At 63.4% G+C, this 11,921-nt stretch carries 10 protein-coding genes; 9 read left to right on the top strand and 1 reads right to left on the bottom strand.

Annotation, left to right across the window (positions count from 1 at the left end; genetic code table 11):
• Positions 1 to 9 precede the first annotated feature (9 nt).
• Positions 10 to 831 carry a type I methionyl aminopeptidase gene (gene map, locus HV786_RS18740; protein WP_056316747.1) on the bottom strand — a complete coding sequence of 274 codons (822 nt, stop codon included), beginning with the start codon at positions 829 to 831 and terminating at the stop codon, positions 10 to 12.
• Positions 832 to 1,744: 913 nt separating this feature from the next.
• On the opposite strand from map, the gene rpsB reads away from it, so the two are divergent.
• The 9 genes from rpsB (at position 1,745) to bamA (ending at position 11,844) form a co-directional block, all read left to right on the top strand.
• Positions 1,745 to 2,494, top strand: coding sequence for a 30S ribosomal protein S2 (gene rpsB, locus HV786_RS18735; RefSeq protein WP_063952311.1), 750 nt, complete (start codon positions 1,745 to 1,747; stop codon positions 2,492 to 2,494).
• A gap of 180 nt (positions 2,495 to 2,674) precedes the next feature.
• The gene (tsf, locus tag HV786_RS18730) at positions 2,675 to 3,553 is read left to right on the top strand and encodes a translation elongation factor Ts (protein WP_056316754.1); all 879 of its coding nucleotides are present in this window, start codon (positions 2,675 to 2,677) and stop codon (positions 3,551 to 3,553) included.
• A 179-nt stretch (positions 3,554 to 3,732) separates the two neighbouring features.
• Positions 3,733 to 4,449: a UMP kinase gene (gene pyrH, locus HV786_RS18725; RefSeq protein ID WP_056316757.1), complete on the top strand. Its 717-nt coding sequence runs from the start codon at positions 3,733 to 3,735 to the stop codon at positions 4,447 to 4,449.
• A 15-nt stretch (positions 4,450 to 4,464) separates the two neighbouring features.
• On the top strand, positions 4,465 to 5,025 hold the full coding sequence (gene frr, locus HV786_RS18720) for a ribosome recycling factor (protein ID WP_056316760.1): 561 nt from the start codon (positions 4,465 to 4,467) through the stop codon (positions 5,023 to 5,025).
• 176 nt (positions 5,026 to 5,201) lie between these two features.
• Positions 5,202 to 5,966 carry a polyprenyl diphosphate synthase gene (gene uppS, locus HV786_RS18715; protein ID WP_056316763.1) on the top strand — a complete coding sequence of 255 codons (765 nt, stop codon included), beginning with the start codon at positions 5,202 to 5,204 and terminating at the stop codon, positions 5,964 to 5,966.
• Between the two features lie 51 nt (positions 5,967 to 6,017).
• The gene (locus HV786_RS18710; RefSeq protein ID WP_175211528.1) at positions 6,018 to 6,875 is read left to right on the top strand and encodes a phosphatidate cytidylyltransferase; all 858 of its coding nucleotides are present in this window, start codon (positions 6,018 to 6,020) and stop codon (positions 6,873 to 6,875) included.
• Positions 6,872 to 8,071 (top strand): 1-deoxy-D-xylulose-5-phosphate reductoisomerase, encoded by a 1,200-nt coding sequence (locus HV786_RS18705; protein WP_175211526.1) that lies wholly within the window; start codon positions 6,872 to 6,874, stop codon positions 8,069 to 8,071. The genes HV786_RS18710 and HV786_RS18705 overlap by 4 nt, the downstream gene beginning before the upstream one ends.
• A 54-nt stretch (positions 8,072 to 8,125) precedes the next feature.
• The gene (rseP, locus tag HV786_RS18700) at positions 8,126 to 9,457 is read left to right on the top strand and encodes an RIP metalloprotease RseP (protein WP_175211523.1); all 1,332 of its coding nucleotides are present in this window, start codon (positions 8,126 to 8,128) and stop codon (positions 9,455 to 9,457) included.
• Between the two features lie 53 nt (positions 9,458 to 9,510).
• Complete coding sequence (gene bamA, locus HV786_RS18695) at positions 9,511 to 11,844, top strand: outer membrane protein assembly factor BamA (protein WP_056316774.1); 2,334 nt, start codon at positions 9,511 to 9,513, stop codon at positions 11,842 to 11,844.
• Positions 11,845 to 11,921 lie beyond the last annotated feature (77 nt).

The following is an 11,921-nucleotide window of genomic DNA, read 5'->3' as shown; positions in this document are numbered from 1 at the left end:
TGCGGTGCTTCAGACGGCGGGGATGACGATGGGTTCGGTGATGAACGCGGGCGGCTGGGGCATGCCGGGCGACAGGGTCAGGACCTCGTAGCCGGTCTCCGTCACGCAGACGGCGTGTTCCCATTGCGCGGACAGGCTGTGGTCGCGCGTGACCACGGTCCAGCCGTCGGCCAGTTGGCGGATCTCGCGGCGCCCGGCGTTGATCATCGGCTCGATCGTGAACAGCATGCCGGTCACCAGCTTCACGCCCGTGCCCGGCTTGCCGTAGTGCAGGACCTGGGGGTCTTCGTGAAAGCGCTGCCCGATGCCGTGGCCGCAGAATTCGCGCACCACCGAAAAGCCGTTGGACTCGGCGTGCTTCTGGATCGCGTTGCCGATGTCGCCCAGGGTGGCGCCGTTCTTGACCTGCTGGATGCCTTTCCACATGCACTCGAACGTGATGTCGGACAGGCGCCGGGACAAAATGGACTGTTCGCCCACCGCGTACATCCGGCTTGTGTCGCCGAACCAGCCATCCTTGATGATCGTGACGTCGATGTTCAATGAGTCCCCATTTTTCAGCACCTTGTCGCCCGGAATGCCGTGGCACACCTGGTGATTCACGGAGGTACAGATGGCGCCGGGGAAGGGCGGGTAGCCGGGGGGCGCGTAGCCGACCGTGGCGGACTTCACCTTCAGTTCGTCGGTCAGGTACTCCAGACAGAGACGGTCGAGTTCGCCCGTGGTAACGCCCGGTTTGACGTGCGGCGTGATGAAATCGAGAACTTTGGCGGCGTCCTGGCAGGCGGCGCGCATCTTGGCCAGGTCGGCCGGATCAGTGATTGTGCCCATGGAAAGCTTGCGATGTGTCGCTTGAATGTCTGCTTGAAAGAATAGTAGAATTATAGGCTTCCCTAAAAATTTGGGGAGCAATCGGGTTACCGGCAAGAAGGGTCTGCACTATCCATGCGTGGCAAGAGCTGGGGCGAAAGCGCTTCGGCAAAAGCCACCGCTAGGGCAGTCTGACCCCCAGCCAAACCCGGCGGGTGCTGGCCTTTGGGTCCAGGGCACACCCGGCAGGATTTTTTCGGTCACGCGCGGTTCTTCCTTGAGATCACGCGGCAGGCCCTGAAGTTTCACCGCAAGCGAAGGTTGTGGAGCGAATTCGGGCAAGCCGCAGGGTGTTGGGAAGCAGTCGGGCGTCAATCGGGATCCGGCCGGATGCGTTCGGGACATGAATGCTGCCGCCAGCTGGGCGCGGCGTGCTTGCAAGCCCGGAAGTGTTTTCGAGCGGCGATGCAGGTTCGGTATGGGCGCTGGATTAAGTTCTTGGAAATGTGCTGAAAAGCGCACCCTGAAAAGGGCATTCCTGAAAAGGACCTTAAGAACTGCCACAGCGGCCTGATGCGCGGGCTGGCCTAGCGGCCAGGTTTGCGAAGAACTGGATTTCGCCGCCAACAAAACAATTCCGGGTGCGTCTCGAAGAAACTTCCAGGAATCTCCTGGAGTGTCGGAAAGACGCAATGCAAGAATCTTGTGGTGGCGGCCGTCTGGGTTTATCGCGGCAGCGTAGTAGAAGTCGTTAAAGGCGAGCCGCTACAGGCAACGCGCCTGGAGCGTCGTAGTTATTGCGGCAGTGATCGGCCGGCCCGGTTAAAATCTTTGTCATCCCGCGTTTTGCGGGAAATCGCGCGCAACACCACCCAGGGTGTCAGCAAGATGCTGATGCAGGTGCGGCGCAAGAAACCAACCCTTGGAGAATTAAATGTCTTTGATGCGCGAAATGCTGGAAGCGGGTGTCCACTTTGGTCACCAGACCCGTTACTGGAACCCCAAGATGGCTCAGTACATCTTCGGTCACCGCAACAAGATTCACATCATCAACCTCGAAAAGACGGTTGATAAGTACCAGGAAGCCACCAAGTTCGTGAAGCAGCTGGCTGCTCGCGGCGGCAACATCCTGTTCGTCGGCACGAAACGCGCCGCTCGCGAGCTGGTCGCCGCTGAAGCCGCCCGTTGCGGCATGCCCTACGTCGACGCCCGCTGGCTCGGCGGCATGCTGACCAACTTCAAGACGGTCAAGACCTCGGTCAAGCGCCTGAAGGACATGGAAGCCGTGGTCGCCGAAGGCGGCGCCGAGCGCATGATCAAGAAGGAAGGCCTGCTGTTCCAACGCGAACTGGACAAGCTGAACAAGTCGATCGGCGGCATCAAGGACATGAACGGCCTGCCCGATGCCATGTTCGTGATCGACGTCGGCTACCACAAGATCGCCATCGCCGAAGCCAAGACCCTGGGCATCCCCGTGGTCGCCGTGGTTGACACCAACCACTCGCCCGAAGGCATCGACTACGTGATCCCCGGCAACGACGACTCGGCCAAGGCCATCGCGCTGTACGCCAAGGGCATCGCCGACGCCGTCCTGGAAGGCCGCGAGCAAAATCTGAACGGTCTGGTCGAAGAGCTGGGCGAAGGTCAGGAAGAGTTCGTCGAAGTGCAAGACAACCAGGCCTAAGCCTGTTGTCATGTCCGGCGGGTAAGGTCTGGAAGCGGCGCCGAATCTGGTCCGCTTTCGCCCCGCCGGCGCTGCGAAGCTGGGCTCCCATCTTCCAGGCCCGCCACGTGCGGGCGTCTCATCGAATCAAATCACAGCCCCGGCCCGCCGGGGCGTGTCTTAGCAAAATTTGGAGCAAACATGGCTGAAATTACCGCTGCCCTGGTCAAGGAACTGCGCGAAAAGACTGACGCGCCCATGATGGAATGCAAGAAGGCCCTGACGGAAGCCGAAGGCGACCTGGCCCGCGCCGAGGAAATCCTGCGCGTCAAGCTGGGCAACAAGGCCAGCAAGGCCGCCGCCCGCGTCACCGCCGAAGGCCTGATCGGTCTGTTCATCTCCGCCGACGCCAAGAAGGGCGCCGTCATCGAAATCAACTGCGAAACCGACTTCGTCGCCAAGAACGACGACTTCGTCGGCTTCGTGAACAAGCTGGCCGAGCTGGTCGCCACGCAGAACCCGGCCGACGTCGCCGCGCTGTCGGCGCTGCCCTTCGGTGAAGGCACCGTCGAAACCACCCGTACCGCCCTGATCGGCAAGATCGGCGAAAACATCTCGATCCGCCGCTTCGAGCGCATCGAGACCGCCAACTCGCTGGCCAGCTACGTGCACGGCGGCAAGATCGGCGTGCTGGTGGAATACACCGGCGCCGAGGAAGTGGGCAAGGACCTGGCGATGCACATCGCCGCCACCAAGCCCAAGGCCCTGAATGCCGACGGCGTGAACCCCGCCGACATCGCCGCCGAGCGCTCGGTTGCCGAGCAGAAGGCCGCCGAATCCGGCAAGCCGGCCGACATCGTCGCCAAGATGGTCGAAGGCTCGGTCGTGAAGTTCCTGAAGGAAGTGACGCTGCTGTCGCAGCCGTTCGTCAAGAGCGACAAGCACACGGTCGAACAGCACCTGAAGGAAAAGGGTGCGTCGATCAGCAAGTTCGTGCTGTTCGTCGTCGGCGAAGGTATCGAGAAGAAGACCAGCGACTTTGCCGCTGAGGTTGCCGCCGCCGCCGCTGGCGCCGCCTGACCTCTAGGTAGTGCTTAAAGGCCGGCGCTAGATTAAATTCTAGTCCGGCCTTTTTCGCCGCATGGGTCCCCAAAGGCTGACGCCGATGGGGCAGCCAACCCGCCAGGCGGGCGCGGTGCTGGGGGTCAACCCCATTCTTGTCTTACACTTTCGTCGGATTGTTCTTCGGGATATCACCTATGAGCAGCAGGGCATACAAACGGGTTCTTCTCAAACTTTCCGGCGAGGCGCTGATGGGCGACGATGCATTTGGCATCAATCGCTCCACCATCGTCCGTATGACCGATGAGATCGCTGAAGTCGCCGCCGCAGGCGTCGAATTGGCCATCGTCATCGGCGGAGGCAACATCTTCCGTGGCGTCGCCCCGGGTGCGCAGGGCATGGACCGCGCCACCGCCGACTACATGGGAATGATGGCCACCATCATGAACGCGCTTGCGCTGCAAGACGCGCTCAAGCACAAGGGTATCGACACCCGGGTACAATCCGCGCTGAATATCGATCAGGTCGTCGAGCCCTACATCCGGCCGAAGGCCTTGCGTTACCTCGAAGAGGGCAAGGTCGTGATCTTCGCCGCGGGTACCGGCAATCCCTTCTTCACCACCGACACGGCTGCGGCTCTGCGCGGCGCCGAGATCGGCGCGGAGATCGTGCTGAAGGCCACCAAGGTGGACGGCATCTACAGTGCGGATCCCAACAAGGATCCCACTGCGACGCGTTACGCGCGCATCAGCTTCGACGAGGCGATCGTTCGCCGCCTTGAAGTCATGGACGCCACCGCCTTCGCGTTGTGCCGCGACCAGAAATTGCCGATCAAGGTGTTTTCGATCAATAAGTCCGGCGCGCTCAAGCGAGTCGTGAGCGGCGAGGACGAAGGCACGTTGGTACACGTTTAAAGAAAAGGAAATTCCATGAGCGCAGCAGAAATCCGCAAATCCGCCGAAGCCAGGATGGCCAAGTCGCTTGATACGCTCAAGACCAACCTGGCCAAGATCCGCACGGGCCGCGCCCACACCGGCATCCTGGACCACGTGCAGGTCGAATACTACGGCTCGCCCGTGCCGGTCGGCCAGGTCGCCAACGTGAACCTGGTCGATGCCCGCACCATCAGCCTGCAGCCGTACGAAAAGCACATGGCCGGCCCGATCGAAAAGGCCATCCGTGAGTCGGACCTGGGCCTGAACCCCATCTCGATGGGCGACACGATCCGCGTTCCGATGCCCGCGCTGACCGAAGAACGCCGCCGCGACCTGACCAAGGTCGTGCGCAGCGAAGGCGAAGACGCCAAGATCGCGGTGCGCAACCTGCGCCGTGAGGCCAACGAAGCGCTCAAGAAGCTGGTCAAGGACAAGGAAATCTCCGAGGACGACGAACGCCGTTCGCAGGACGACGTCCAGAAGCTGACGGATCGTGCCGTCGCCGACATCGACAAGATGGTCGTCCAGAAAGAAGCCGAAATCATGACCGTATAATCCCAACACGCCACGCGGCGCCGCTTTGTCGGCCCGCGTGGCGTCAGGATTTCGTTGCACATGCGCCGTCCTGTCCATTGCCTCGCGGTACTTCCTCGTAGCGATGGAAACGACGGCGCAGGTTTTTTCCCGTATTCGTGTCTTTCGCCGGTCCGCCGCGCGCAGCCCCCAAACTAATGGCAACAAGTTCGACTCAGGCGGTTCCCGATATCCGCGACATCCCCGAGCACGTGGCTATCATCATGGATGGCAACGGCCGCTGGGCGACGCGGCGTCTGCTGCCTCGCACGGCCGGGCATGCCAAGGGCGTGCAGGCCGTCCGCCGCGTGGTCGAGGCCTGCGGTCGCGCGGGTGTGCGCTACCTGACGCTGTTTGCGTTCAGTTCCGAGAACTGGCGCCGTCCGGCCGAAGAAGTCTCGCTCTTGATGCGCCTGTTCGTGCAGGCGCTCGAGCGTGAGGTCGGCAAGCTGCAAGAGCAGGGCGTGCGCCTGCACGTCATCGGCGACCTGAGCGCCTTCGAGCCGCGCCTGCGCGAGCTGATCGCCGCCGCGCAAGAGCGCACCGCACACAACGACCGGCTGCACCTGACCGTCGCCGCCAACTATGGCGGCCGTTGGGACATCCTGCAAGCCACCCGCGCCATGCTGGCGGCCGAGCCCGACCTCGCCGCGCACCCCGAGCGGGTGGACGAGGAGCGCCTTTCCAGGCACCTTTCCATGGCATGGGCCCCCGAGCCCGACCTGTTCATCCGCACCGGCGGTGAGCAGCGCATTTCCAATTTCCTGATCTGGCAGATGGCGTACGCGGAGTTCTACTTCACGGACCGCTACTGGCCGGATTTCGGCGCCAATGAACTCATGGCCGCCTTTGATTGGTACCGCACGCGCGAGCGCCGCTTCGGCCGCACCAGCGCACAAGTCAGCGAAGCGGCTGCAAAGTAAGCTGAACGCGACGCGCGCGTCTTTCCAGGCTGCACAAGAGGAGACCGTCACATGCTGGGCCAGCGTATCGTTACCGCCGTCGTTTTGTTGGCCATTCTGGCCGCCGCCATGGCGAGCGCCAATCCCTGGTGGTTCGTCGCGCTGCTGGCCCTCGCGGCCGCTTGCGCCAACTGGGAGTGGTTGCGCCTGACGCTGCCGCAACCGCCGTCCCCCCTGATCTCCGTCGGTGTCGCCGTCCTGCTGTTCGCTGGCATGCTGGTGCTGACGTCCGCCTGGCTGGCGGGTGACCGGACGGGCGCTGGCGATCCCGGCTGGGTGCTGCGCTACCTAGTGCCGGCCGTGTCGGCCGTCTGGCTGTTTGCGGGCGTGGCCGCCGTGGTGCGCGGGCGCGCCGACGCGCCGCCGGCCAGTCTGGCGTGGTCGGTCTTCTCCGTCCCGGCCGCCTTTGCGGCCTGGGCGGTGCTGGCGCAGATGTACGTGGCGCGCGGCGGCGTGTTCGTCGTGTCGCTGCTGGCCCTCGTCTGGGTGGCCGATATTGCCGCTTACTTTGCCGGCCGGGCCTTTGGCAAGCGTAAACTGGCTCCGCGAGTGAGTCCGGGCAAGACCATCGAAGGCGCCATTGCCGGCGTCCTGGGCGCGGTGGTGTGGATCGGGCTGTCCAGCCTGTGGGACGGCACCTTCGGTCACGCCCTGGTGGAACGCTGGACTTTCTGGATCGCCCTGCCGATCGCCGCGGTGCTGGGCGTGCTGTCCATTGTGGGAGACCTGTTCGAGTCGCTGCTCAAGCGCCGCGCGGGCCGCAAGGATTCCAGCACTCTCTTGCCTGGCCATGGCGGCGTCTATGACCGGATCGATGCGATTCTTCCCGTCGCGCCGTTCGCGCTACTTTTGTCTGGAGTCTTGTTTTGACGGCTTTTCAACGTGTCGTCGTGCTGGGATCGACCGGTTCGATTGGTGAAAGCACGCTGGACGTGATTGCCCGCCACCCGCAGCGGATGGCGGTTTACGCGCTTTCGGCCCACAGCCGGATGCAACGGCTGGCCGAGCAGGCGCTCTCCAGCCGGGCCGCGGTCGTCGTGGTGCCCGACACCGCCGCCCGCCAGAAATTCATCGATGCCTGGACGGGCGGGCAAGCCATGCCCGAAATCCGCGTGGGCGCACAGGCGCTGGCCGACACCGCCGCGGATTCGCAGTGCCACACCGTGATGGCCGCCATCGTGGGCGCCGCAGGCCTGCCTTCGGCGCTTGCCGCCGCGCGCGCCGGCAAGCGCGTGCTGCTCGCCAACAAGGAGGCGCTGGTCGCCGCCGGTACGCTTTTCATGCAGGCCATCCGCGACAACGGCGCCGAATTGCTGCCCATCGACAGCGAACATAACGCCATCTTCCAATGCCTGCCGCACCAAGGTCGTGCCGATGCGCCGCAGCAACCGGCCAAGGGCGTGCGCCGTTTGCTGCTGACTGCGTCGGGCGGGCCTTTCCGCGGCCGCGACCTGGAAGACCTGCACGACATCACCCCTGAACAGGCCTGCGCCCATCCCAACTGGAGCATGGGCCGCAAGATCTCCGTCGATTCGGCCACGATGCTGAACAAGGGGCTTGAGGTCATCGAAGCGCACTGGTTGTTCGCGATGCCGGCCGATCGGATCGACGTGGTCGTACACCCGCAGAGCGTCGTGCATTCGATGGTCGAATACGACGACGGCTCGGTGCTTGCGCAGCTGGGCCAGCCCGACATGCGTACGCCCATCGCGTACGGCCTTGGCTTTCCCGACCGCATCGAGAGCGGCGTAAGCCCGCTGGACTTGACCCGGCATGGCCGCTTGGACTTCGAAAAGCCGGATCTGACCCGCTTTCCGTGCCTGGCGCATTCCTTCGCCGCGATGCGGGCGGGGCAGGGCGCCTGCGTGGTGCTCAATGCGGCCAACGAGGTGGCGGTTGACGCATTTCTGGACGGGCGGCTGGCCTACACCTGGATTCCGCGGGTCATCGAGGCTGCGCTCGAGTGGCAGGCGCGGCAAGCATCTGTTACGCTCAGCAGTCTTGACGACGTACTTGCGCTTGACGCCGAGGCGCGCGCCTTTGCGGGCAACCTCGGACTGGCCTGATGGCGGGCCGCGATTGCCTCTGCGTTTGCCTCTGATTTCCTAGATTCCGACCCCATGCTTTTCACCTTGCTGGCCTTTGCGGTAGCGCTCGGCTCACTGATCATTTTCCATGAGCTTGGGCACTATTGGGTTGCCCGCCTTTGCGGTGTGAAGGTCCTGCGTTTCTCGGTGGGCTTTGGCAAGGTCATCCTGCGCCGCACCGACCGGCACGGCACCGAATGGGCGGTATCCGCGCTGCCGCTGGGCGGCTACGTCAAGATGCTGGACGATGCGCCGCCTGGGGCCTCGCCGGAAGTGGCGGCTTCCGCCTTCAATACCAAGCCTGTGGGCCAGCGCATCGCCATCGTGGCAGCCGGCCCCATCTTCAATCTGATCCTTGCGGTGTTCCTGTATGCATGCCTGAACATGGCAGGCACCGAGGAGCCCGTCGCGATCATCGCGCCGCCCGCGGCCGAAACTCCCGCCGCCCGGGCTGGCCTGTTGGCCGGCGACCGCATCCTGGCCATCGATGGCCAGGAAGTCGCGTCGTGGTCCGACGCCCGCTGGCGCCTGATGGACGTCATGTCCACCGGCGGGCGCGCCAGCATCGAGGTCAGCACGCCGTCCGGCGCCGTCCAGCGGCGCGAACTCGATCTTCCCCCCAATACGATGGACCCGGCCGAGGGCGACCCGCTTGCCGCGGCAGGCGTGCGTCTGGCCCAGCCCAAGCCCGCGGTGCGCGCTGTGATCGACGGCGGCGAAGGGCAGGCCGCCGGCCTGCGCGCGGGTGACCTGGTCGTGGCCGTCAATGGCCAGCCGGCGCCCGACACCGGCGCCCTCGTCAAGCAGATCCAGGAAAGCGCCGGCAAGCCGCTCGCCCTGACCGTGGTCCGCGATGGCGCCAACGTCACCCTGAACGTCACGCCCCGCCCTGAAGTCGTCAACGGCCAGGAAATCGGCCGATTGGGCGTGCAACTGGGCGGCAACGTGCCGATGGTGACTGTGCGCTATGGCGTCTTCGACAGCCTCTGGCGCGGCGCCGTCCGCACCTGGGACACCGCCTGGTTTTCGCTGCGCATGATGGGCCGCATGGTGACGGGCGACGTGTCGTGGCGCAATGTGAGCGGTCCGGTCACCATTGCGGATTACGCCGGCCAGACCGCCCGGATCGGTATTGTTGCGTATATCGCCTATATCGCATTGATCAGTATCAGCCTGGGCGTTTTAAATTTGCTTCCCATTCCTATGCTGGATGGTGGCCATCTGCTGTACTATCTCGTCGAAATTGTGCGGGGTAGCCCCCCGCCCGCAAGATGGATCGACATCGGGCAACGCGCCGGCATAGGCATATTGGCAAGCCTGATGGGGCTTGCGCTGTTCAACGATTTCACGCGTTTGTTCACTTGAACGCCATTTAGCATAAAATCCCCCGCCATTTGCACGACCGAGGATACTCAAGGATGTCTTTTCGCCGGATGTTTCAACACAAAAAGGGTGTACTGCCGGGTCTCGTAGCCGCGCTGATGTTGCCGGCCTTGGCCCACGCCTTCGAACCCTTTGTCGTGCGGGATATCCGCGTAGAGGGTATTCAACGAACCGACGCCGGCACCGTCTTTGGTTATCTGCCTGTCAAGGTCGGCGAGAAATTCACCGAAGAAGAAGCCACCGAAGCCATCCGTCGTTTGTATGGCACGGGCTTTTTCACCGACGTTCAGATCCAGACGGACAATAATGTCGTCGTGGTGGTCGTTCAGGAACGTCCCACCATCGCGTCCGTTAACTTCAACGGCATGCGCGAATTCGATTCCAAGGCGATCACCACCTCGCTGGCGCAGGTCGGTTTTGCGGAAGGCCGCATTTTCGACCGCTCCATGCTCGAGCGCGCCGAATACGAATTGAAGCAGCAGTATCTGTCCAAGGGCAAATACGGCGTCGAAGTCACTTCCACCGTCACGCCGCTGCCGCGTAACCGCGTCGGCGTGAGCTTCGACGTGTTCGAAGGCTCGGTTGCCCGCATCCAGGAAATCCGTTTCGTCGGCAACAAGGCCTTCTCCGAAAGCGACCTGCTGGACGAATTCAAGCTGACCACCCCGGGCTGGCTGACCTGGTACACCGATACCGATAAATACTCGCGCGAAAAGCTCGAGGGCGACCTCGAACGCCTGCGCTCGTTCTACCTGGACAAGGGTTACCTTGAGTTCTCGGTCGAGCCGCCGCAGGTCACCATTTCGCCGGATCGCCAGGACATCCGCATCACGATCACCGTCCACGAAGGCGAGCCCTACAAGGTGCGTAGCGTCAAGCTGGCCGGCAACCTGCTGGGCCTGGACAAGGAAATCAACGACCTGGTGCAGATCAAGGCAGGCGAGACCTTCTCGGCCGCCAAGACCAATGATTCCGCCAAGGCGATCACCGACTACCTGGGTGAGCTGGGGTATGCGTTCGCCAACGTCAACCCGAACCCGCAACTGGACCGCGCCAAGCACGAAGCCGACCTGACGTTCTACGTCGATCCGAGCCGCCGCGTCTACGTGCGCCGCATCCAGATCGGCGGCAACACCCGTACCCGCGACGAAGTCGTGCGCCGCGAAATGCGCCAGCAGGAAGCCGCCTGGTACGATGCCGGCGACATCAAGACCTCGCGCGACCGCGTGGACCGTCTGGGCTACTTCAGCGACGTTAACGTCAAGACCGAGCCGGTCCCGGGCTCCCCTGACCAGGTCGACGTCAACGTCGACGTGAAGGAAAAGCCCACCGGCATGATCAACCTGGGCGTGGGCTACGGCTCGTCCGAAAAGGCCATTCTGTCGGCCGGTATCAGCGAAGACAACGTCTTCGGCAGCGGCACCAACCTGACGCTGCAACTGAACACCAGCAAGACGAACCGCGCCGTGGTGCTGTCGCATACCGATCCGTACTGGACCAAGGACGGCATCAGCCGCACCACGTCGGCGTACTACCGCGTGACCGAGCCCTGGAACAACAACGACGGTGATTACCGCGTCAAGGCCTTGGGCCTGGGCATGAACTTCGGTATCCCGATCTCGGAGTACGACCGCATCTTCCTGGGCGGCAACTTCGAACGTAACCAGATCGACCTGTACAACAACTCGCCGGCGGCCTACGAAAGTTTCGTTGACCAGTATGGCGATGCGACGAACTCGGTGATCCTGAGCGCCGGCTGGTCCAAGGACACGCGTGACAGCGCGCTGGCGCCGACCAAGGGTTCGTACACGCGCTTGAAGGCCGACGTGTCGACCATCGATCTGCAATACACGATGCTGACGGCGCAACAGCAGTATTACGTGCCGCTGGGCGGCTCGTACACTCTGGCGCTGAACGGCATGGTCGATTGGGGCCAGAGCTACGGTAGCAAGGATTACCCGGTCATCAAGAACGTCTATGCCGGCGGTATCGGCACCGTCCGCGGCTACGAAGGCTCCTCGCTGGGTCCGCGCGACGTCAAGACGGGCGATTACCTGGGCGGCACGCGCCGCATCGTGGCCAACGCCCAGCTGTACCTGCCGTTCCCGGGCGCCTCGAAGGATCGCACCCTGCGCTGGTTCATCTTCAGCGACGCCGGTCAGGTGTCGGCGGGCAGCGGCCTCTCTTGCACCCGCGGCCGCGACAACACCGAGGTCGAGGATCCTTGCGGCTGGCGTTTCTCGGCCGGTATCGGCCTGTCTTGGCAATCGCCGATGGGCCCGCTGCAGTTGTCGTATGCGCGGCCGCTCAATTCCAAGCCGGGCGACGACAAGCAAAGCTTCCAGTTCCAGATCGGGACCGGATTCTAAGCGAAGCGTTACTCTTGAAAACAAGGGCGCGGCCCCCTGGTCCGGCGTCCTTGCTGTTTAGTGGCACAATACACACT

This window comes from Achromobacter mucicolens (assembly GCF_902859725.1).
GTDB classification, from domain to species: Bacteria; Pseudomonadota; Gammaproteobacteria; order Burkholderiales; family Burkholderiaceae_B; genus Achromobacter; species Achromobacter mucicolens.
This window is presented reverse-complemented; position numbering and strand designations above follow the sequence as displayed.